The organism is Mucilaginibacter sp. dw_454, from assembly GCF_018449775.1.
In the GTDB taxonomy this organism is placed as follows: domain Bacteria; phylum Bacteroidota; class Bacteroidia; order Sphingobacteriales; family Sphingobacteriaceae; genus Mucilaginibacter.
In genome coordinates, this window is record NZ_JAAVVB010000001.1 from 209,600 (window position 1) to 230,755 (window position 21,156).

Here is a 21,156-nt window from a genome sequence, read left to right on the forward strand (position 1 = left end):
ATCCGTTCAGCGTTGAAATCAATCCGGTCAGCGTTAGGCTGACGTTTAAATCTACCGCAAATTTGCGACATTATTTTTAATTAGTCTAAATAATGATAAAACAATTTACGCTGGCTATATTTCTGCTGTTAATTACGGTATCGACGCTCCCGGCACAAAATATGGGCACCCTGCAGGGTAAAGTGCTCACCAAAGATGGCCAGCCCGCTGTTGGTGTTAGCGTCTTTTTAGTCAATACGACTTACGGGGCGGCGACAGATGAGCGTGGTTCATTTCTTTTAAAAGCTAAAGCCGGGACTTACCAAATGCGGCTGACTGCCCTGGACATACTAACCCAAAAGCAAAGCATTAACATAACTGCCGGCAAAACGATCCAACTGCCTGATATAATCATTGAACTCAGTTCCTTCCAGCTCAAAGATGTAGTGGTTACCGGGCAATATGCCGCGCAGTCGCTCAAAAATTCAGTTTATATGGTACGGACGATCACCAATGAGCAAATCCGATTGCAGAACCCGACCAAGGTGGAGGATGTATTGCAGCAGCAATTAGGCTTTCGTTTCAGTAATGACATGACCTTGGGCACGGCTAATGTGGTGATGAATGGCGTAGCCGGCCAGCGGGTGAAGATCCTGATCGACGGCGTTCCCTTGCTGGACCGGCTGGAAACGCGTGAAAGCCTGAACCAGATCGATATCAACAATATTGACCATATAGAGATCGTGGACGGTCCGATGTCGGTCAGCTACGGCAGCGACGCCCTGGGCGGCGTGATCAACCTGATCACCAAGAAACCTTCAGGGGACCGATTGGACATCAGCGGAAAAGTGCTGGAAGAAACTGCCGGCAAGAATTACAAGGGCTTTAAAGGCAGCGGTAACCACCTGGAGAACCTGGGCCTGAACTGGGGGCACGGGAGCTGGCAACTGGGCGGCAATTTCACCCGGAACTTCTTTGACGGTGCAGTACAGGGCTGGCTGCCCAAAGACCAGTACCTGGGCAATGCGGTATTGGGCTACCGGACCAACAAGCTGCACATTTGGTATCGACTCGATGGGGAAAATGATATCCTGCGCAGCGATGGTACGCCTAACCCCAATACCGCTATCGAAACCGATGCCCATTATATCACCTATCGCTGGATGCATCAATTGCAGGGAGACTGGACGGCATCCGACCGTTTAAGTTTCAATAGTGCAGCTTCCTACACCGATTACAGCCGCCGGACACAGACAACAACGCTCAATACGCTCACCGGCGACCGCCGGCTGACGACTGGTACAGGCGAACAAGACGAATCGATTTTTGATACCAAGTTTTTTAAGACAACGGCGCAATACCGCGCCGCCGGCCAACTGTTGCTGCAGCCGGGTGTGGAGGTCAACCTGACCGGCAGCAGCGGTGCCCGGATGCTGGGGTCACCCACGGTCAATGACTACGCCTTCTTCATTTCCGGCGAATGGAAACCAACCACTTTTCTGAGCCTGAGGCCTGGTGTCCGCTTCAATAAAAATTCGGTTTATGACGCGCCGCCGGCCATTCCATCTTTCAATGCAAAGATCAGCCTTACTAAAACAGTTGACCTGCGCCTGGGCTACGCCCGTGGTTTCCGGGCGCCATCGCTGAGCGAACTTTATTTTGATTTTCACGACGCCAGCCACAATATTGACGGCAATCCCAACCTCAAAGCGGAGTATTCCAACAGTTTTACCAGTTCCCTGAGTTTTCAACCAACCGGCATTGGCCCGGTAAAATGGCGGTCATCGCTCAGCGGGTTCTTTAATGCATTTGATAACCTCATCACCAACGGTTATCTCTCCACCGGGAATCAGAACCTGACCTATATCAATATTGATAAAGCCAAAACTGCCGGCGCGAACCTGGATAACACCTTCACCTATAAAGAGCTGGAAGCACGTATCGGCTTCGCCTATACCGGCCTTTACAGTCCCTTGGATGATGCCCCGGTAGCGGATGTCCGTTATAGCTGGTATCCCGAGGTCAGCAGTACGATAATGTACCATCTCAAAAAGTTAAAAGGCGATGTGAGCCTGTTCTATAAATATAACGGCACCTTGCCGGTCTATGAGCTGGACCCGAATAATGCCGGTGTCATCCACCTGGCCAAACGCTCGGCTTACAGCCTGGCCGACCTGAGCCTGAACAAACAATTCCGCCAGCTGACCTTTTCCTGCGGCGTCAGGAACCTTTTTAACGTCACCAATGTCAACAACACCTCGCTCAATGTCGGAGGTGCGCACAGCACCGGAGGGCCGGTACCGCTTGGTTATGGCCGGTCTTATTTCCTGGGCCTGAGCTTTCAATTCCGCAAATATTAATCAAATCCAAATCATAAAAAAATCCATCAAATGAAAAAACTACTTTACCTCGTATTGGGAACTGTGCTAAGCTTAGGGGCTTGTAAAAAAAGCGACCCTCCTTTACCGGATAATACACTGAATTTCTCGGCCTCGGCACAGGGCTTTGATGCCGCATCCACCTCGGCAACCGTCACGCTTAACCTGAGCCGCGCTACAAACGTCGCCATCCCGGTTAGCATTAGCCTGGCCACCAGCGGCGTTACCTACGGCACCGAATTTACAACCGATCCGGCAGCAACCAACGGCACGATCACTTTAACCATACCTGCCGGGGGCACTTCTGCATCTTTTAAGGTCAATAAAGCTGCCGGCGTATTTCTGAACGGTAATGAATACCTGAACCTTACGTTGAAATCGGCTGGCAGCTCTATTGTACTGGGTACGACCAATGCGCTGAAATTAAGCTTTGCCGCGATCACCTCTACCGGCTCGTCCCTGACCCTGAACGGTGGCGACGGCGGTGCCGCCGCGGTGAACTCGGTTTTTGTCGACCTGAGTGCCAATAGCCAAACCTCGGTGCTGCGTTCCAGCTGGGACCTGGGATTCTATAACGGTGACGACTTTCGTGTGATCCTGAACAATTCCGCCGCAGCCTCGGTCGTGGCGGTCAATAAAACCGATATCAATACCGTCTCTGCCAGTGACATCAATCTGGCCGACCTGGAACTGGGCTTTGGTAAAGGCACCTTTACTATCTATGATGATGTGAACGGCGACCTGACCAAAACCGCTATCCCGCAAATTTCAGCAACGGATGCCAGCAATAAAGTTTATGTAATCAATCGTGCCGGTGGTTCGGGTACCACCGCGGCAGCGGCCGATCTGATCAAGATCCGCGTTCTGCGCACCACTGCCGGCGCCTACACCTTGCAATATGCCAGGCTGAATGAAACTACGTTTAAAACGGTAACGATCACCAAGAACCCGGCCTATAACTTCAACTTTATTTCCTTTGATACAGGCGCCGCGGTTAATGTGGAACCCGCCAAGGACCATTGGGATATCGAGTGGACCTACAGTATTTACTACACCGGCACGACACCTTACGCATTCTCAGACCTGGTGTTTTCCAACTACCTGGGCAATGTGCAGACCGCCGAAGTGCTGACCAGCAGTGTAACTTATGATGCCTTCGCCGAAGCTAACTTAACCGCCATTACTTTGTTGCCCGGCCGTAACACCATCAGCTCCAACTGGCGGGCGACTACCGGCACCATCGGTGTAAAAACAGATCGTTTTTATATCATCAAAGATGCCGCCGGCAATATCTACAAACTCAAATTTATCAGCTTTATTACCCAGGATGGCGGTACCCGCGGCTATCCGAAAATTCAGTACGCTTTAGTTAAAAAAGGCGCTTAATTCAAAAAATCATGAAAAGAAAACAACAATTTTACCTATGGCTTGGCCTGGCTGTGCTGGCCCTGCCCGCAACGGCACAATCCAAACTGGAACAAGACCGCCAGGCGATCAAAGCCCTGGGTGGCTTTTATAAAGTCAACTTTGACTATACCGAAACCTTCGCGCCGGACACGGCTTATAAATTCCACCCGGCTTATCATGCCTCGGGCTATGAATGGGCGGTGGTAGAAGAAGAATCACCTAAAAAGATCGTGATCCAGCACCTGCTGGTGACCGGTGACAGTTCGGTCATCAAACACTGGCGCGAGGACTGGGTATATGAAGAACCGCAGTTGCTAACATTCGAAAAGGACAATACTTGGAAAAAAACCAATCTAACGGTAGCCGAAGTCAAGGGTCGCTGGGTACAAAAGGTGTTCCAGGTGGATGATGGTCCGCGCTATGAAAGCATAGGGACCTGGGTGCATGTCGACGGCCGGCATGAATGGCACAGTGAAACGGATTCGCCGCTGCCGCGCCGCGAATTTACCAAACGCAGCGATTATAATATCCTGCGTCGCGGTAACCGCATTTACCTGACCACTAACGGCTGGATGTTTGAGCAGGACAACCAAAAGATCGTCCGCTCTGATAAAGGCGACCAGCTCTTGGCCCGCGAAAAAGGCTACGAGGAATTTACCCGCGCCGATGAAAGCAAATTCAAATTCGCCGAAGGCTGGTGGCAGCAACAGCGCGGCTACTGGACCACCGTGCGCCAGGTTTGGGACGAGGCTTATGCTGCACACCCCGACATCAGCTTAAAAAGTAAAGTCGATGGTAAATTACTCTATGAAACTTTATTTGCCCAGTCCGATCAGGCAGTCAAGGAAAAGTGGGATGCCGCCCGGACCAAAGCCGCTGTCCGCAAGGTGATCGACAGTTACCTGACCTAAAATAAATTATACCAATTACAAAGCCCTGTCTGACCCGGCGGGGCTTTGCAATTCATTCTTTACAACATGATCGTCATTGTTTTTATTTGGATTTATTCTAAATAACTATTTACTTTGCTCAATAATTAAAATGCCGATGCCTATGTAACCAGCCGATACGCCACAAAAAAACCCGGTGATCTGTCTCCAAACTTCACACCGGGCGAATCAACAGATTGTTCAACCCATTAATTATTCCTTCAAAACTATGAATTCTTTACTATGTAGTAAAAGATTTACGCTCTTTATCACCTTTATTACGTTAATGACCATCTCGATGGTTGCCTCTGCCCAAAACGGCAGTATCAGCGGTACCGTCAAAACATCCGATGGCAGCCCGGCCGAAGCGGTAAGCGTGGCCATCCAGGGTACCTCAAAAGGCACCACCACCGACCAAAACGGCCATTATCAACTCCGAAATATCAAACCCGGCAGCTTTGTATTGGTCGCTTCGCTGATCGGGCTGGAAAAGCAGCAACAAAATGTTGAATTTGGATCAGGTGACAAAAGAGCGATTGACTTTGTCCTGAAAGAAAATGCCGCACAGTTAAATGAAGTGGTCATTTCCTCCCGCAATAGTAACAAAGTGAATCAGCAGGTGGCCAAGATGCCACTGAAGAACCTGGAGAATCCGCAGGTTTATAATTCGGTGTCCGCCGACCTGATCAAACAGCAGGGGATCGTGAATTTTGACGATGCGCTAAAGAATGTGCCGGGTATCGCCCGCACCTGGGAATCGACCGGCCGCAGCGGTGATGGTACGGCCTATTTTGCCCTGCGGGGATTTGAAGCGCAGCCTTCTTTGGTCAACGGGCTGCCCAGCTTTACCAACGGCGATCTGGACCCGGCCGATATCGAGCAGATCGATGTGCTGAAAGGCCCGTCGGGAACCTTATTCGGCGGCGCGGTGTACCAATACGGCGGTATCATCAATGTGGTGACCAAGAAGCCCTACTTTACCACCGGCGGCGAGATCACCTACAATATGGGCAGCTTTGGTATGAACCGGGTTTCAGCCGACTATAATACCCCGCTGAGCACCACCGAAAAGATCGCCCTGCGCATCAATACCGCTTATGGCACCCAGAACAGTTTCCAGGATGCCGGTTATAAAAAGACTTTCTTTTTTGCGCCTGCGCTGACCTACCAGGTGAATGATAAGCTTTCTTTTGATGTGCTGGTGGAAGCCATGCAGGAAGAACGCGCGGTAGCCCCGGTATTCTTTAATTCGGACCGCAGCCGGCCCTTGTTTTATAAAAGTATCGCATCATTAGGTTTAGATAATTTCCAGTCCTTCACCAGCAATGACCTGCCGATCAAAAACCCGCGCTTTAATATGCAGGCGCAGATGAACTATAAAATATCTCCCGGCTGGAACTCGCAGACCGTGCTGTCCCGCAGCAGTTCGCAAGCTAAAGGCTATTACGGCTATATCTTCGGGAACAAGCCACTGACCTATGATGCTTCGGGTAATCCGTTGACATATGATGAAAACCTGTTCGAGCAGGATATCCATAAGGAAGATTATACCACCAATACTTTTGATATCCAGCAAAACTTTAACGGTGACTTTAAAATCGGCAGCGTGCGCAACCGCGTATTGGTCGGCCTGGATTATTTTAACAGCAATATCATTGATAACGGTACCGGCTACGCGGCCATGCGCTATGTGACCCCGCAGGGCGGGATCGAACAGGTAGATCCTTTACACCCGGTGTATGCCACGCAGAACTCGGTGGACAGCTTACTGGCCCATTCTGGTGCCAGCCATAGCAACAGCAGCTACAGTACGGCGGCGGTCTATGTGTCGGATGTAATCAACTTTACTCCTAACTTTTCGGCGATGCTGAGCCTGCGCGGCGACTATTTCAATTCTAAAGGCGAGCATGGCGACCCTTCGGATGATTTTCACCAGTTCGCCCTGTCGCCCAAATTCGGTATCGTTTACCAGCCGATCCCGGATCAGCTTTCCCTGTTCGCGAACTATATGAACGCCTTTACCAACGTAGCGCCCATGGAAGTGACCGATGCGAGCGGCAACAATCCGAAGATCAAATCCTTTAAACCGGAGCATGCCGACCAGTATGAGTTCGGCGTGAAGACCGATCTGTTCTCGGATAAGCTGTCGTTAACGGCGTCTTATTACAATATCAAACTGGCGAACCGCGTTACGCCGCTGACTGATAATATCAACGATTATGATCAGCGTGGCGCCGTAAGAAGCAAAGGCTTCGAATTGAGCCTGGACGCTAACCCGGTTACCGGCCTGAACCTGATCGCCGGTTACAGCCATAACCATGTTTACAATATCGTAGGCACGGCAGGTGACTTCTACACCACACCAGGCCGCGCACCGGGAGGCCAGGGTCCGCAGGACCTGGCCAATCTCTGGCTGACCTATAAGTTTCAGCATGGCAGCCTGAAAGATTTTGGTTTTGGCCTGGGCGGTAATTATGCCGGCGTGTACCACGTCATTGATAACTACGTGACCGGGAATTTCGACCTGCCGGGCTATGCCGTAGTCAACGCCAGCGTATTTTATAATTCAGGGCATGTGCGGATCACTCTGAATGGGAACAATTTGACGGACAAAAAGTATTATATCGGCTACTGGTCGGTTAACCCGCAGCTACCAGTGAACTATACCGCCAGCATCGCCTATAAATTTTAAAATCATGATCCTTAAATATAGTTACCTTACTTTTTTATCCTTATTCTTTTCATTAGCTGTTTTGGCACAAACCGGTTCTATTAAAGGAACGATAAAAACTGCCGATGGCCTGCCCGCCGCGATGGTCAGCGTTACCCTGAGCGGGACGACAAAAGGCACCAGCACAAATGACAACGGCTTTTACCAGATCAATAAGATCACGCCGGGAACCTATACCCTAACGGCTAAACTGGTTGGCTATGTCGCCCAAAATCAGCAGGTGGAAGTCAAAGCCGGCGAAACAGCAATGCTGGAACTGACCCTGGCCGAAGATAGCCGCGCGCTGAAAGAAGTCAGCGTTACTTCCGGTTACAATAAATTCGCCAAAAAGGAAACCGAAAGCGTGGCCCGTATGCCGCTCCTGAACCTGGAGAATCCTCAGGTCTATAATGTTGTACCGAAAGAGCTTTTGCAGGATCAGGTCATTGTCAGCTATAATGATGTACTGAAGAACGTTACCGGCGTCAGCCAGGCTTTGGTAAACGGTTCCAATTCTTTTAACCTGCGTGGCTTTTTTACCAGCAGTTATCTGCGGAACGGCTTACAGGATTCCAAAGAGAACAGTATCGAGGTCGCCAATATCGAACGTATCGAGGTGTTGAAAGGCCCGTCAGCCACTTTATTCGGCAGCAGCCTTACTTCATTTGGCGGTTTGCTGAACCGGGTGACCAAACAGCCCTATGAAACCTTTGGCGGTGAAGCTTCCTACACGGTGGGCGGATTTGGCCTGAGCCGGATAACCGCTGATTTTAACACACCGTTAAACACCGAAAAGGGTTTGTACCTGCGTACCAATGTGGCCTATGATGACGAGGGCAGCTACCAGGATGCCGGCTTCACTAAACGTTTATTTATAGCGCCGTCTTTATTGTATAAAGTGAACGACCGTTTATCCATTTCACTCGACGCGGAGATCTATAACCAGAAGTCAAATGATTTTAACCGTATGTTCCCGTCGGCCTCATTCACGCAAACTACGCCGCAATCCCTGGGTCTCAACTGGCTGAAATCCTACAGTAGCAATGACCTGTATGAAACCGATCCTTCAGTGAGCGTTTATGGCCAGGTAAACTATAAATTATCGGATCACTGGAAATCGACCACCGCATTTTCTCATACCAACTCCGAAGTAGAAGGCTACTGGAGCTATAACAGCGTGGTAGGCGACAGCGTTTCGCGTAACCCGGGTTATGAGCATTACAATTACAACTATACCGAATTACAGCAAAATTTTAACGGCGATTTCAAGATCGGCAAAATGCGTAACCGCGTGGTGATCGGGCTGGATTATTTTGCCAATGTCACGAATAGCTCATCTGCTACGGTGTACGGTTTTGATAAAGTAGCGATCAAAGGCAATGACCCCGAATACAATAAACTGACCAGGCCGGCATTGGACGCGGCATTGGCCTTGCTGCCCTATGACAAAAGCCGCAGCAGCCAGAGCACTTACAGTGTTTATGCCTCCGATGTATTGAACCTGACCGATAACCTTGACATCATGGCCAGCCTGCGGATAGATCATTTTGCCAACGGCGGTACCTATGATATTAACAACGATACCACCACCGGTAAATTTAACCAGACCGCTTTATCGCCTAAGCTGGGCCTGGTTTACCAGATCGTTCCCAAACAGGTTTCGTTGTTTGGCAACTACATGAACGGTTTCAGTAATAACGGGCCGACCCGCCAGCCGGACGGCACTTTTACTTCCTTTAAACCAAGCGAAGCCAATCAATGGGAAGGTGGTGTCAAACTGGATTTGTTTGATGGCAAACTGAACAGTACCATCAGCTATTACCACATCAAAGTAAGTGATGTGATCCACAACAGTTTTGATCCAAGCCAGGCAGGTTTCCAGGTACAGGACGGCGGACAACTAAGCAAGGGTTTCGAGGCTGAAGTGATCGCCAATCCCTTTCCGGGTTTTAACCTGATTGCGGGTTATGCCCATAATGATATTTATACGATCAATACCGACCCCGATGCTGATGGTCTGCACCAATGGACTGGCCCGGCGGATATGGCCAACCTTTGGTTAAGCTACCACTTTTTGAGTTCCTCGTTAAAAGGCTTTGGGCTGGGCATTGGCGGTAACTATAACGGTAAAGCCTATATTCAGCAATCCCGCTCACAGGGTGAATTCTATTTGCCATCATACAAAGTATTGAACGCGGCAATTACCTATGACCAGCCGGTTTACCGGGTGAGCCTGAAAATGGATAACCTGACCAACGAAGTATATTTTGGCAGCTACGTCAGCCAGATGATGCCGCGCAGGTTCAGCGCAACTGTAGCTTTTAAATTTAGATAATGAGCACCTTAAAAAGTATCAAAAAATGGTTCTGGTGGCACCGTTGGACGAGCCTGATCTGCACGCTCTTCCTGCTCATGCTCTGCCTGACGGGCTTGCCGCTCATCTTCGGTGACGAGATCGACGGCTGGCTGAACCCGACACATTACGAGCAATTACCCAAGGATACGCCGGCGGCTAACCTGGACCTGATGATCGCACAGGCTAAAGCGCGTTATCCCGGGCAGTTGCTGAGCTCTGTTTTCGTGGACGATGACGAGCCGCAGGTATTGGTCTTTATGGCACCGACCTTAAAGCCGGACGACAAACTGCTGCATTCGTTGCAATTCGATCAGCGTACCGGGAAATTACTTAAAGACAATCCGCCGTTTGATCAGCAACCGAAAACCTTTATCGGGTTCATGCTGTCGCTGCATGCCGACCTTTTTCTCGACCTGCCCGGCGAGTTGCTCCTGGGTTTGATGGGCGTGCTGTTCGTGATCTCCATTCTTTCGGGGATCGTACTCTATGGGCCTTTTATGAAAAAACTGGATTTCGGTACGGTGCGATCGGACCGGGCCAAACGCCTGAAATGGCTGGACCTGCATAACCTGCTGGGTATCGCCACCGCCATTTGGTTATTGGTCGTCGGTGCAACCGGAGTGATGAACGAGTTGTCTACCCCATTGTTCGGTCTTTGGCAGATCACCGATGTGAAAGCCATGCTGGATAAATACCACGGGCAGCCCGTTAAAGACCAGCAGCAATTGAGTTCCCTGCAAAACGCCTTAAAAACCGCGCAGCAAGCATTGCCGGGGATGACCGTAACCAGTTTGGTTTATCCCGGTAATGCTTTTGGCAGCCCTTTTCATTATTTGTTATGGGCCAAAGGCAATACGCCGCTCACCTCGCAACTCTTCAGTCCCGTGCTGGTAGATGCCAAAAGCGGCCAACTGACGGCCGTGGTCAAAATGCCGGTCTACCTGCGGGCGTTGGAACTATCGCGGCCGCTGCACTTTGGCAATTACGGCGGCACCCCGCTCAAATTGCTTTGGGCGCTGTTTGACCTGGTGGCGATCGTGGTGCTGATCTCCGGCGTTTATCTTTGGATCGTGCGCAGGAAGTTCTACGAGGAATATTTTAAACGGATCGAAGCGGAGGCGACAGCATGAACAAAAAAACATGGCCAATTCCCTTGTTATTAGGATGCATCACCTTGTTTGGTTTGCTGGCGGCTTTATTGGGCACCGGCATCTGGTATTGGCTGGCCTGGGCAGCCCTGACCTTGCCTTTAGCTGTTATTATCCGCAAGACATTTTTTCAGAAAACCTAAAGTCCTGCCGCCCGTACCGTGTGTTATACCGGCGCGGGCGCGGCAGGCGCTAATTCGCCGCTTATGTGCCAGCATACCATCCTTAGCCAAAAGGGCCAGACCGTAATCAGCCAATGCCCGGAGTGCAGAACGCTCAGTATCTGGCAGCATAACTTATTATTGAATTTTTCAGCGCAGCAATTCCGGAGTTTTAAGCATTTCACGGCCGGCTTGGACGCAGCGGAGGCCTTGTTTCCCTTTCCCGGCGGTGAAGAACGTTTTGTCCTGCGTACCCCGAACAGTGATATCTGCCTGACCTTTAGCACGGAGGAATGGGCAAATTTCCAGGCGGCCATGGAAGAAGGGGAATATATGTCATCGGTTTATGAGCTGATTCGTTAATTTTGTCTATGCCCGTTATCCCCATGCACCAATTGGTCGACCGGTCCGAGATCGGGCTGCAGATCGACTATTTCCAGCCGGGCGACCGGAAGGACGAAGCCGAAACCCTGGGGGCGCACCGGGATGATCATTATATTTTCTTTTTGGTGGAATCGGGTTCGGCGGGCCTGATGATCGATTTTCAGCGGGTGGAGTTCGTGCCGGGTAGCTTATATTTCGTACTGCCGGGCCAGGTGCACCACCGCATCAGTAATGAAATGGCCTACGGCTGGTTCCTGGCGGTGGATACGGGGCTGCTGACCGCCGAACAACGGCAGGTTTTCGAGCAGCGCCTGGTATTGCAGCAGTTGGTCCGCCTGGATGAGGCCGGCCGCCAGCGCTATCAGCAGGTGCTGCAGTCTTTGCTGCAGCAGTATGGGAGCGATCCGGCCAGTCCTTTTTACCGGCAGGTCTTATATTCGCTTTTACAGGCCTTTACCGGCATGGTCGCGGCGGAATATAAAAGCGCCGAAAAATCTGAAGGCTCCCGTTCGCGTAAAATGGAACTGGCGCAGGCTTTTAAACAGGAATTGAGCGCCACTTATAAAACGATGAAAAGCCCTTCGGCTTATGCGGACAAACTGCATGTGTCTTCTGCCTATCTGAACGAAGCGCTGAAACAGGTGACGGGGATGTCCGTCAGTTACTGGATCAGCCAGGAGGTGATGCTGGAGGCCAAACGGATGCTGTATTATACCCGCCTAAGCGTAAAAGAGATCGCGCTGGAATTAGGCTACGATGATCCCAATTATTTCTTTCGCCTGTTCCGCCAGCACAGTGGGCTGACGCCGATGGCCTTTCGCGCCCAATACCGCGAATAATCCAGTCATTGCCCCGCTGCCTGCATTGTTTTAACTTCAATAAGCGCGTTCCTTTGTCTTAACAACATTCAAAGACATGGAAACATCCATTATACAAAAATTAAAAAACCGGACGGCTCAGCTATTGGAAGCACCTTTGCTAAAGAGCGGGCGGGTGCTGGATGTCCGCCACTGGGAAAACGCCGCCATGGTGGAAATTGACCTGCATTTACCCGAAGCGCCGATGGCCGATTGGCACGAAGTGCCTTCGATCAAATTTAAGGCCGCCAGCTTTACTTACCGGGATTATACTCCCTTTGGCTGGGATGCTGAAACGCATACTTGTTCCCTGCTGATCGATACGGCGCACGAAGGGCCGGGCAGCCGCTGGGCGAGGAACTTACAGGCCGGCGAAACGATACACTATCTCGCCATTGAAAATACCAGGCAGTCACCACACCCGACCGATCTGGTCGTAGGCCTTGGCGACGCCAGCAGTTTGGCCCACTTGCTGGCTTTGCAGCAATTGACTTTGCCCAAAAACCGTTTTGACGGCGCGGTCGTGCTGGACAACCCTCACGCGGGCCATTTATTCCAAGACTATTTCCGCTCTGCGCTTACCATACTTTCCAGCCCGGATGAACTTACCGGCTGGCTGGCGGCGCAGGGTTATTGTACCACGCATACCCGCTTTTACCTGACGGGCCATAATGGTTTGGTCGCCGTGATGCGCCGCTCACTGAAAAACCTGGGCCATTCAAATTTCAAGGTGAAGGGCTTCTGGTCATAGTGAAAGCAAGCAATACCGGATGATCCAGCCTCGGAAGCAGCATCGTAAAGGCAAAATGCATCCCGGCTTTCAAATCCACAATAAGCTGACCGGCTCAAAGAAACCGGCGACCTGTTCTACGGCGTTTTTAAGGGAGGGAATTGATCTGGTGAAAATCCTCAAAGCAAGCAAAAGCGTATTTGATTAACGATGAAATTTAGCGGGAATTGATTTCAGCTTAGCAGCGGCTGATGATTCACCGTCCGAACGACAACGCTTACCATATCTTCCACATCAAAGGGTTTGCGGATATAGTCATTGGCATCGCATTCCGTAGCAAGGAGTTCAATATCATTCGCGGTGGAAAGAATGATAACCGGTACAGCAGCTAATCCCGGCACTTGTTTGATTTTCCGGCAAAGCCGGTGGCCCGGCCTGGCATTGATGAATTCATCCAGCAGGATCACGTCAGGGGCGAAAGGTACGATGGCCGCCAAGCTTTCCGGTTCAGGCATGCTCAAGGTTGTAAACCCTTGTTCACCTAAAATAAACTCAACGATATGCCTGATATCCTGGTCGTTCTCAATGATCAATACTTTCTTTCCCACGCCCTGTTTTTTTGCAAAGATAAAATATTTCAGGCAAAAGCGATAGTACGCCACCATCGGCGGAACATCATCACCGGGTCTCCCAAGATGCGCACCCGGGCAATGGATACCATTATCCGGGTAACTCATCCGTAAAAAACTGTTCGAAAGCATTGGTGATCCTATCGAAGCGCATGACCGTTAGTATTTCTTTCTTAAAACAGTTCGCCTGCGGCATCGTTATTCCTAATAGATTAAATTTTTCGGCTATGATGAAGAAAAAAGAATTATTAGCAGGCCTCGAATTATTCTATACCGGTAAGGCTTTCGCAGGGTTTCAGGAAGAAAACCCCTTTGTTACGTTTTTAAAGTTTGATAAAAAAAACTGGTCGAATATCTGGGTTAAATACGGTGGACGGGCGATCATTACCAAATTGAAAGATGTCGGCTTAAAATCCGACCACAACCTGGCAATATAACACGATTAATGGCGGGTTACATGCGGCTATCCTGATCTTTTTTATTTGCGCCATTTGTTTTAATTTGGCGGTTTAAAAGATCACCTAATGACCCTGTTACGAAAACACTGGTTTGACCTTGGCGGCCTCCTGGCACTGGTTGCTGCTGTATACCTGGTAACCCGTTTTAACACGATGACCACGCAGCAAAAGATTTTATGGCTGAGCCTGATCTCCCTGTTTATCCACCAGTTAGAAGAGTATCGCTACCCTGGCTATTTTCCGGGGATGGTCAATGCCGCCGTTTACGGGAGCAACCAGCCGGATCGTTACCCGCTGAATACGCAAACCTCTTTGATCGTCAATGTGGTCATGGGCTGGGCTGCTTACCTGCTGGCAGCGCTTTTCGGCGACCAGTTCAAATGGCTGGGCATTGGCACGGTGCTCATCTCCCTGGGTAATTTTTTCGCGCACACCCTGTTTTTTAATATCAAAGGCAAGACCTTCTATAATCCGGGGATACTCACTGGCATCGTCTTATTTTTACCAGTCGCCATTTGGTATTACTCCACCCTGATCGCAGACCCGGCCACCCGTCTAAGCGACTGGCTCATTGGTATCCCTTTGGGTGTCGTGTTAAATTACCTGGGTATTGTCAAACTGATCGACTGGATGGCGGACAGGAACACCACGTATGTTTTTGAGAACCGGCAACTCCGGCCGGTTGACCGCTTAGCGGAAAGACGCTCCGGCTAAATGAGTACCGACGCTAAAGAAGCTTTGCGCCGCTCGGGCGAAAACCTGAGCGCTATAAGACTGCAAAAAGGCTATTCCGTCGAAACCCTGGCCGTATTGTCCGGCGTGGATGCGGAAATAATTGCAGCAATGGAAGACGGAAATTTTGATTATTATATCAGTACCGTGTATGCGCTGGCGGCAACCCTGAATGTCGATTTCCGGCAGATCCTGATCGATCCCGCGGCATTCCATCCAAACAACTTCGGAGCATAAGGGTTTATTGCTAAAAGGAGAAACTATGCCCTGGTATAACGGAGATTACCCGCCATCTTATAAAAACCAGCCCCCATATTTGCGGGAAAAAGCGGTGGAGATCGCGAACGAAGTATTGAAATCTACCGGCAATGAAGGCGAAGCCATTGCTACCGGCTTAAAACAGGCGCACTTACATTATGAAGCGCATCCGGACGAAATACCCGCTGATGAAAAGAATAAAAGGTAAACTAAATGAGCAATTTAAAACGATTTCTCGATGCCCAGCAGCGGGACTACGCTACCGCCTTGTCGGAGATCACGGCCGGTCGCAAACGCAGCCACTGGATGTGGTATATTTTTCCGCAAATCGACGGGCTCGGGTATAGCGAAATGGCCAAACGTTTTGCCATCAAAGATCTGTCTGAAGCGACTGCCTATTTGGATCACCCCGTTTTAAGTTCCCGTTTAATTGAAATGAGCAGGGCTTTATTGGCACTCCCGTCCGCTAATGCGACCCAAGTAATGGGCGATCCCGACGATCTCAAGCTGCGCTCTTCGATGACCCTGTTTGCCTCGGTGCCAGGTTCGGACCCGGTTTTTGAAGCGGTGCTTAAAAAATACTTTGACGGGACAAAAGACCAGGCGACTTTGCAGTTGCTTTAGACAAGTCCCGGCTTAGCCAATTTTTCTGAGATTTTTTTATATTTACGGTCTATTCAATCTGTTTATGGCAACCCGGTTTGACCGCAGCCTCCGGCTGGGTTATGGTATTTCTATAGTGATCCTTTTGCTGGTCAGCCTGGTCAGTTATCTTACCCTGCAAAATTTGCTGGAAAGCAACCGGGCGGTCGAACATAGCAGTGAAGTCATGCAAAAGCTGGAAAAAGTACTTTCCGTGATGAAAGACGCCGAAACCGGGCAGCGGGGCTACCTGCTCAGCGGGCGGAAAGACTATCTCCAGCCTTATAACGGCGCTTACCAGGAAGCTTTGCAGCTGACCGGTCAGCTAACTAAACTGACCTCCGATGACCAGCGGCAGCAAATCAATATGCAGGACATCCGCCGGATATTGGCGCAGCGCCTGGCGATCCTGCAGCAACTGGTCGATAAAAAACACCGGGCCGAACCCATTGCGCCGGCGGAGCTGGATGCCGGGAAAGCCGCCATGGACGATCTCCGCCAGGCAGTCGGCAAAGCGGAAAACGATGAACAGGTGCTGCTGCGGGAGCGCTCCGCCAAACTGAACCATTACATTGCCCTGGTGCCGGGCTTTATTATCCTGGCCGCCTTGCTAGCCGTAGGGATCACCATGTATTCCTACCGTAAAGTAATAGCCGATTACCGGGAGAAGGAACGCCTGCGCCGGGAACTGGAATCCAATGAAGAAGAAACCCAGGCGCTGAATGAAGAACTGACGGCCGCCAACGAAGAGATCACGGCGGCTAATGAGGAAATGACCGCGATCAATCAGGAACTGACCGAGGCCCGCGAAGAACTGGCGGCTCATAATGAATCATTGGAACAAAAGGTAGTCGAGCGAACCAAAGCGCTGCAGGATAGCGAGCAGGAAACACAGGCCTTGAATGAAGAGCTCACCGCCATGAATGAAGAAATGGCCGCCACTAACGAAGAATTGCTGGCGACCAATGAGGACCTCGCCGAAAGTGAAAGGCGTTTAATGGGCCTGATCGAGGAACTCCGGCAAGCCGATGAGCGCAGCGCGAACCTGGCCGCTATCGTCGAATCCTCAGACGACGCCATTATTGGCAAGAACCTGGACGGGGTGGTCACCAGCTGGAACCGCGGTGCGGAGCAGATTTTCGGTTACGCCGAGGCCGATATCGTAGGCCGGTCGATACTGACCCTGATCCCCGACGAATTGCAGCATGAGGAACCACAGATACTCGCGCGCCTGCGCAACGGCGAAAAGCTCGACCATCACGAAACGACCCGCCGCACCGCGGACGGCCGGCTGATCCAGGTTTCGCTGACCATATCGCCGATCCGCGATAAAGCAGGCAAGGTGATCGGTGTTTCCAAGATCGCCCGCGATATTACCGAGCAGAAACGGGACGAGCAGCGCAAAAATGACTTTATCGGCATGGCCAGCCATGAGCTGAAAACCCCCTTAACTTCGCTGACGGCCCTGGTGCAGGTGCTCGAACACAAACTCAAAACACATAGTGACCCTTTCGTGCCGCAGGCCCTGGGCAGGGCCCGGCTGCAGACCAAAAAGATGAGCAGCCTGATCAACGGCTTTTTGAATGTCTCCCGCCTGGAATCGGGTAAACTGGAGATCATCCGGCAGTACTTTGACCTGACCGCGCTGATCACGGAACAGATCGGGGAGATCAGCCTGACCGTCAGCAGCCATATTTTTCATTTTGAAAAACAGCCCGCTATCGAACTCCATGCCGACCGCGAGAAGATCGGCGCCGTTATTTCCAACCTTTTATCCAACGCGGTTAAATACTCTCCAAAAGGCAGACTGGTCGAAATTGCCTGCGCCATCAATGGGGATGAGGTCCAGGTCAGCATCCGGGACGAGGGGATGGGTGTTCGTCCGCAGGACCTGCCGCGGATCTTTGACCGCTACTACCGGGCCGGTTCGGAGCATACCCTTCATATATCGGGTTTTGGTGTTGGCCTTTACCTCAGCGCGGAGATCATTCAGCGGCACGACGGCAGGATATGGGCCGAAAGTGAAAAAGGGGTGGGCTCGACTTTCTTTTTTACCTTGCCGCTCCGGTAACCTCAACTTGCAGGTCCTGGCTAAGCGTCCGTTTTTTATTTGGCTAACCAGTTTTCGATCGCCTTAACCGTATCCCCGTAAAATACCCGGTAGGTGTGTTCCGTTACATAACCGATATGCGGTGTGCAGAGCACATTGTCCAGCTTCCGCAGTTCATGACCGGCAGGTAAAGGCTCCGTATCAAAGACATCCAGTGCCGCGCCGGCGATCCTCCGGGTCTTCAGGATGGTAAGCAGCGCTGCCTCGTCAACGAGCGGCCCGCGGGAGGTATTGACCAGGAAGGCGGAAGGCTTCATCAGTTCCAGCTCCTTTTGCCCGACGATCCCACGCGAACGGTCGCTCAGCACCAGGTGCAGGGAAATAAAATCCGAATCACGGAACAGCCTTTCTTTACTTACGATTTCCGCGCCCGCGCGGTGCGCCCGTTCTTCGGTCAGGTTCTCGCTCCAGGCGATCACCTTCATCCCGAATACCTTGGCATAAGCCGCGATCTGGCTGCCGATCCGGCCCAGCCCGACAATGCCCAGGGTCTTTCCCCGGAGATCCGCGCCGACGGTGGTCTGCCAGCCGCCCGAGCGTACATTGCCGCTTTCCTGAACGATATTCCTGGCCAGCGCCATCAGCAGCGCCCAGGTCAGTTCCGGCGCACCGCTGTCCACGTAATCCGTCATCGCCACTTCGATCCCCAGCTCTTTGCAGGCATCCATATCCAGGGAGGCATTGCGCTTACCGGTTGATACAATCAGTTTTAAATTGGGCAGTTTAGATAAGATCTCCCGGTTCAGGGGCGTGCGCTCCCGCATGACGCAAACCACGGCGAAAGGCAGCAGCCGGCTCACCAGTTCCGCCTCATCGCTTAAATGATCGGTGAAAACAGTGATTTCGGCGCGGCTTTCCAGCGCCCGCCAATCAGCCAGCTTTAAAGCGATCTGTTGATAATCATCCAGGACGGCGATCTTGATTAAAGTATCCATAGCAAGTATTTGCCTGCAAAATTAATAGTCTTCCGCTCTTTTGTGCTGTTCAGGCAAAAAAATAGCCTAGGCGAAATGTCCAAGCTGACCGGTCAATAAAGGCCGATGAACCAAAGGTTAATAAAAGTTCGCCACGCCGGAGGATTAATGGATTTTTAAGGAATCAATTATGAGAACCGAAAAGATCTTAGTTACGGGTGCCTGCGGGCAGATCGGTACCGAACTGGTACCGGCCCTGCGCGCTAAATACGGCCCGGAAAATGTCATTGCCTCCGACCGGCACCTGGTGACCGCGGACCTGGTCAAAGATGGCCTTTACGTGAAGGCAGATGTCATGAACCCGGTGATGCTGGAACGGGTGGTTAATCATAGCGCGATTACGCAGATCTATCATTTGGCCGCTGTCCTTTCCGCCAATGGCGAACAAAATCCCCGGCAGTCCTGGGACCTGAATATGCAGAGCTTGCTGCATGTGCTGGAGGCCGCGCGCAAAAGAAAGCACTGCCGGGTATTCTGGCCGAGCAGTATTGCCGTTTTTGGCAAGCATTGCCTCCCGGCATTCTGCGCGCAGCATGTTCCCAACCAGCCCGCCACCGTTTATGGCATCAGTAAAGCGGCCGGCGAACTCTGGTGCCAGTATTATTATGACCAGTACGGGCTCGATGTGCGGAGCATCCGCTATCCGGGATTGATCAGCCACAGCGCGAAAGCGGGCGGCGGCACGACCGATTATGCGGTCGATATTTTTCACCAGGCCATTGCGTCCGGCCATTACCAATGTTTTTTAGCCGATAATACCTTGTTGCCGATGCTGTATATGCCGGACGCTGTTCGCGCGGCGCTGGAGCTGATGGATGCCCCGGCCGCTGACCTGAGCGTGCGGACCAGCTATAATATCTGGGGCCTCACCTTCAGCCCGAAGGAACTGGCCGGTCAGATCAAACAGTACCTGCCCGGTTTTAACATCAGCTATACACCTGATTTCCGCCAGAGGATCGCCGATTCCTGGCCGGCCAGTATCAATGGGCACCAAAGCAGTAAGGACTGGCACTGGAAATACGAGTTTGGCTTAGCGGAGATGGCGGCCGAAATGCTTTGGCACCTGGGTGACGAACAATTAAAAAAACGGGTAACAGCGGCCCGCGCCGGGCTGGCTGGCGCACCGCAGCCGGCAGGACAGGAACAATGGCTATGAACACGATCAGACCGGATTTTAGCGCGACCGCCAAAAAGCTTTGGCGGCTGATCGGCAATACGCCCGTCGCCAGCATACGCTACCGGTACCGCGGCGGACCTGAGCAAAGTATCCTGGCTAAATGCGAGTATTTCAATATGACCGGGAGCATCAAGGACCGGATGGCCTTGTATATCCTGGAAAAAGCGCATGCGCAGGGAAAGCTCCGGCCCGGTGATATCATCGTGGAAGCGACCTCCGGAAATACGGGCATCGCGCTGGCGGCTATCGGCCGCGCGCTCGGGCACCGGGTCAGGATCCTGATGCCGGACTGGATGAGCCTGGAAAGGCGCGAAATGATCAGGGGTTTTGGCGCGGAGATCCAGCTGGTTTCCAAAGAACAGGGTGGTTTTGTAGGCAGTATCCAAATGGCCGAAGCGATGAGTTTTCATGACCGGGTGTTTTTGACCCGGCAGTTTGAAAACCAGTATAATGTAGATGCGCACGAACAGACGACCGGGAGGGAGATCGGTTATTATTTGCTGTTGCAAAAGATCAGGCCCGACGCGTTTGTGGCCGGCGTCGGCACGGGCGGGACGGTAATGGGCGTCGGAAAATACCTGCGCATACTGTTCCCGAATATTTCCGTCCACCCTTTAGAGCCTGCGGAAAGCCCGACCTTATCGACCGGCTACCAGGTGGGCAGCCACCGGATACAAGGGATCAGTGACGAATTTATCCCGGCTATTGTTGACCTCCCCAAGCTGGATCAAGTCGTCAGGGTGAGCGACGGCGATGCGATCCTGATGGCGCAGCGCCTTTTTTCAGCATTGCAACTGCCGGTGGGGATCTCTTCAGGGGCGAACCTGCTTGGCGCGATCAAACTGCAGCAGGAATTGGGGCCTAACAGTGTCGTGGTCACCGTGTTCCCCGACAATGATAAAAGATATTTAAGTACCGGACTCTTCGGGAAAGAGCCGGTCAGAAACGGTTACCTCAGCCCGGATATCGAGCTGACCGGCTGTCAGCTGACGGACAGGGGTAACCGGGTAAAATAAGATTAGCCGGGTAAATAGTTTTTTTAGAGAGTCTCTTTGTTCTTTCGTTTGCTCATTACGATAAATGAGATCAGTTAAAAATAGTTAATCAGCGCCGGGCGGAGGAGCAGCCCGGCGTTTT

The 21,156-nt window shown here is 51.6% G+C and carries 20 protein-coding genes; 18 read left to right on the forward strand and 2 right to left on the reverse strand.

Features of this window, described 5'->3' with window-relative positions:
- Positions 1 to 92 precede the first annotated feature (92 nt).
- The 10 genes from HB679_RS00995 to HB679_RS01040 all read left to right on the forward strand — a co-directional run bounded on the left by HB679_RS00995 (position 93) and on the right by HB679_RS01040 (position 13,060).
- Positions 93 to 2,339, forward strand: coding sequence for a TonB-dependent receptor (locus HB679_RS00995; RefSeq protein ID WP_214070075.1), 2,247 nt, complete (start codon positions 93 to 95; stop codon positions 2,337 to 2,339).
- Positions 2,340 to 2,369: 30 nt separating this feature from the next.
- Positions 2,370 to 3,743 (forward strand): HmuY family protein, encoded by a 1,374-nt coding sequence (locus HB679_RS01000; protein ID WP_214070076.1) that lies wholly within the window; start codon positions 2,370 to 2,372, stop codon positions 3,741 to 3,743.
- 11 nt (positions 3,744 to 3,754) lie between these two features.
- A complete protein-coding gene (locus HB679_RS01005) occupies positions 3,755 to 4,675 on the forward strand; it encodes a DUF6607 family protein (RefSeq protein ID WP_214070077.1) in 921 nt (306 codons plus the stop codon).
- Positions 4,676 to 4,922: 247 nt separating this feature from the next.
- Complete coding sequence (locus HB679_RS01010; protein WP_214070078.1) at positions 4,923 to 7,385, forward strand: TonB-dependent receptor; 2,463 nt, start codon at positions 4,923 to 4,925, stop codon at positions 7,383 to 7,385.
- Positions 7,386 to 7,389: 4 nt separating this feature from the next.
- The gene (locus HB679_RS01015; protein WP_214070079.1) at positions 7,390 to 9,738 is read left to right on the forward strand and encodes a TonB-dependent receptor; all 2,349 of its coding nucleotides are present in this window, start codon (positions 7,390 to 7,392) and stop codon (positions 9,736 to 9,738) included.
- On the forward strand, positions 9,738 to 10,889 hold the full coding sequence (locus tag HB679_RS01020) for a PepSY-associated TM helix domain-containing protein (protein ID WP_214070080.1): 1,152 nt from the start codon (positions 9,738 to 9,740) through the stop codon (positions 10,887 to 10,889). Before HB679_RS01015 ends, HB679_RS01020 begins: the two co-directional genes overlap by 1 nt.
- Complete coding sequence (locus HB679_RS01025; protein WP_214070081.1) at positions 10,886 to 11,050, forward strand: hypothetical protein; 165 nt, start codon at positions 10,886 to 10,888, stop codon at positions 11,048 to 11,050. Before HB679_RS01020 ends, HB679_RS01025 begins: the two co-directional genes overlap by 4 nt.
- A gap of 63 nt (positions 11,051 to 11,113) precedes the next feature.
- Complete coding sequence (locus HB679_RS01030; protein WP_214070082.1) at positions 11,114 to 11,431, forward strand: DUF6686 family protein; 318 nt, start codon at positions 11,114 to 11,116, stop codon at positions 11,429 to 11,431.
- A gap of 8 nt (positions 11,432 to 11,439) precedes the next feature.
- Complete coding sequence (locus HB679_RS01035) at positions 11,440 to 12,291, forward strand: helix-turn-helix transcriptional regulator (RefSeq protein WP_214070083.1); 852 nt, start codon at positions 11,440 to 11,442, stop codon at positions 12,289 to 12,291.
- Between the two features lie 76 nt (positions 12,292 to 12,367).
- Positions 12,368 to 13,060: a siderophore-interacting protein gene (locus tag HB679_RS01040; protein WP_214070084.1), complete on the forward strand. Its 693-nt coding sequence runs from the start codon at positions 12,368 to 12,370 to the stop codon at positions 13,058 to 13,060.
- A 212-nt stretch (positions 13,061 to 13,272) separates the two neighbouring features.
- On the opposite strand, the gene HB679_RS01045 is transcribed toward HB679_RS01040, so the two are convergent.
- The gene (locus HB679_RS01045) at positions 13,273 to 13,800 is read right to left on the reverse strand and encodes a response regulator (protein WP_214070085.1); all 528 of its coding nucleotides are present in this window, start codon (positions 13,798 to 13,800) and stop codon (positions 13,273 to 13,275) included.
- Positions 13,801 to 13,895: 95 nt separating this feature from the next.
- Between HB679_RS01045 and HB679_RS01050 the strand changes: the two genes are divergently transcribed.
- The 6 genes from HB679_RS01050 to HB679_RS01075 all read left to right on the forward strand — a co-directional run bounded on the left by HB679_RS01050 (position 13,896) and on the right by HB679_RS01075 (position 17,829).
- Entirely contained in the window at positions 13,896 to 14,105 is a 210-nt protein-coding gene (locus tag HB679_RS01050; RefSeq protein WP_214070086.1) for a hypothetical protein, read from the forward strand.
- A gap of 87 nt (positions 14,106 to 14,192) precedes the next feature.
- The gene (locus HB679_RS01055; RefSeq protein WP_214070087.1) at positions 14,193 to 14,840 is read left to right on the forward strand and encodes an HXXEE domain-containing protein; all 648 of its coding nucleotides are present in this window, start codon (positions 14,193 to 14,195) and stop codon (positions 14,838 to 14,840) included.
- Positions 14,841 to 15,095, forward strand: a complete 255-nt coding sequence (locus HB679_RS01060) for a helix-turn-helix transcriptional regulator (protein ID WP_214070088.1) — start codon at positions 14,841 to 14,843, stop codon at positions 15,093 to 15,095.
- A 25-nt stretch (positions 15,096 to 15,120) separates the two neighbouring features.
- The gene (locus tag HB679_RS01065; protein ID WP_214070089.1) at positions 15,121 to 15,324 is read left to right on the forward strand and encodes a hypothetical protein; all 204 of its coding nucleotides are present in this window, start codon (positions 15,121 to 15,123) and stop codon (positions 15,322 to 15,324) included.
- Between the two features lie 5 nt (positions 15,325 to 15,329).
- Positions 15,330 to 15,740, forward strand: a complete 411-nt coding sequence (locus HB679_RS01070) for a DUF1810 domain-containing protein (protein WP_214070090.1) — start codon at positions 15,330 to 15,332, stop codon at positions 15,738 to 15,740.
- A gap of 64 nt (positions 15,741 to 15,804) precedes the next feature.
- Positions 15,805 to 17,829, forward strand: coding sequence for a CHASE3 domain-containing protein (locus tag HB679_RS01075; protein WP_214070091.1), 2,025 nt, complete (start codon positions 15,805 to 15,807; stop codon positions 17,827 to 17,829).
- A 35-nt stretch (positions 17,830 to 17,864) separates the two neighbouring features.
- Here HB679_RS01075 and HB679_RS01080 read toward each other — a convergent pair whose 3' ends face one another.
- The gene (locus HB679_RS01080; RefSeq protein WP_214070092.1) at positions 17,865 to 18,803 is read right to left on the reverse strand and encodes a D-2-hydroxyacid dehydrogenase family protein; all 939 of its coding nucleotides are present in this window, start codon (positions 18,801 to 18,803) and stop codon (positions 17,865 to 17,867) included.
- A 169-nt stretch (positions 18,804 to 18,972) separates the two neighbouring features.
- Here HB679_RS01080 and HB679_RS01085 point away from each other — a divergent pair, with 169 nt between their 5' ends.
- Both HB679_RS01085 and HB679_RS01090 read left to right on the forward strand, forming a co-directional pair.
- Complete coding sequence (locus tag HB679_RS01085) at positions 18,973 to 19,998, forward strand: NAD-dependent epimerase/dehydratase family protein (RefSeq protein WP_214070093.1); 1,026 nt, start codon at positions 18,973 to 18,975, stop codon at positions 19,996 to 19,998.
- Positions 19,995 to 21,035, forward strand: coding sequence for a PLP-dependent cysteine synthase family protein (locus HB679_RS01090; protein ID WP_255547510.1), 1,041 nt, complete (start codon positions 19,995 to 19,997; stop codon positions 21,033 to 21,035). Before HB679_RS01085 ends, HB679_RS01090 begins: the two co-directional genes overlap by 4 nt.
- Positions 21,036 to 21,156: the final 121 nt, after the last annotated feature.

What these genes read in the sequence shown, in the direction of transcription:
- HB679_RS00995 (WP_214070075.1), top strand. Translation starts at nt 93, where the DNA reads ATGATAAAACAATTTACGCTGGCTATATTTCTGCTGTTAATTACGGTA.
- HB679_RS01000 (WP_214070076.1), top strand. Translation starts at nt 2,370, where the DNA reads ATGAAAAAACTACTTTACCTCGTATTGGGAACTGTGCTAAGCTTAGGG.
- HB679_RS01005 (WP_214070077.1), top strand. Translation starts at nt 3,755, where the DNA reads ATGAAAAGAAAACAACAATTTTACCTATGGCTTGGCCTGGCTGTGCTG.
- HB679_RS01010 (WP_214070078.1), top strand. Translation starts at nt 4,923, where the DNA reads ATGAATTCTTTACTATGTAGTAAAAGATTTACGCTCTTTATCACCTTT.
- HB679_RS01015 (WP_214070079.1), top strand. Translation starts at nt 7,390, where the DNA reads ATGATCCTTAAATATAGTTACCTTACTTTTTTATCCTTATTCTTTTCA.
- HB679_RS01020 (WP_214070080.1), top strand. Translation starts at nt 9,738, where the DNA reads ATGAGCACCTTAAAAAGTATCAAAAAATGGTTCTGGTGGCACCGTTGG.
- HB679_RS01025 (WP_214070081.1), top strand. Translation starts at nt 10,886, where the DNA reads ATGAACAAAAAAACATGGCCAATTCCCTTGTTATTAGGATGCATCACC.
- HB679_RS01030 (WP_214070082.1), top strand. Translation starts at nt 11,114, where the DNA reads ATGTGCCAGCATACCATCCTTAGCCAAAAGGGCCAGACCGTAATCAGC.
- HB679_RS01035 (WP_214070083.1), top strand. Translation starts at nt 11,440, where the DNA reads ATGCCCGTTATCCCCATGCACCAATTGGTCGACCGGTCCGAGATCGGG.
- HB679_RS01040 (WP_214070084.1), top strand. Translation starts at nt 12,368, where the DNA reads ATGGAAACATCCATTATACAAAAATTAAAAAACCGGACGGCTCAGCTA.
- HB679_RS01045 (WP_214070085.1), bottom strand. Translation starts at nt 13,800, where the DNA reads ATGCTTTCGAACAGTTTTTTACGGATGAGTTACCCGGATAATGGTATC.
- HB679_RS01050 (WP_214070086.1), top strand. Translation starts at nt 13,896, where the DNA reads ATGATGAAGAAAAAAGAATTATTAGCAGGCCTCGAATTATTCTATACC.
- HB679_RS01055 (WP_214070087.1), top strand. Translation starts at nt 14,193, where the DNA reads ATGACCCTGTTACGAAAACACTGGTTTGACCTTGGCGGCCTCCTGGCA.
- HB679_RS01060 (WP_214070088.1), top strand. Translation starts at nt 14,841, where the DNA reads ATGAGTACCGACGCTAAAGAAGCTTTGCGCCGCTCGGGCGAAAACCTG.
- HB679_RS01065 (WP_214070089.1), top strand. Translation starts at nt 15,121, where the DNA reads ATGCCCTGGTATAACGGAGATTACCCGCCATCTTATAAAAACCAGCCC.
- HB679_RS01070 (WP_214070090.1), top strand. Translation starts at nt 15,330, where the DNA reads ATGAGCAATTTAAAACGATTTCTCGATGCCCAGCAGCGGGACTACGCT.
- HB679_RS01075 (WP_214070091.1), top strand. Translation starts at nt 15,805, where the DNA reads ATGGCAACCCGGTTTGACCGCAGCCTCCGGCTGGGTTATGGTATTTCT.
- HB679_RS01080 (WP_214070092.1), bottom strand. Translation starts at nt 18,803, where the DNA reads ATGGATACTTTAATCAAGATCGCCGTCCTGGATGATTATCAACAGATC.
- HB679_RS01085 (WP_214070093.1), top strand. Translation starts at nt 18,973, where the DNA reads ATGAGAACCGAAAAGATCTTAGTTACGGGTGCCTGCGGGCAGATCGGT.
- HB679_RS01090 (WP_255547510.1), top strand. Translation starts at nt 19,995, where the DNA reads ATGAACACGATCAGACCGGATTTTAGCGCGACCGCCAAAAAGCTTTGG.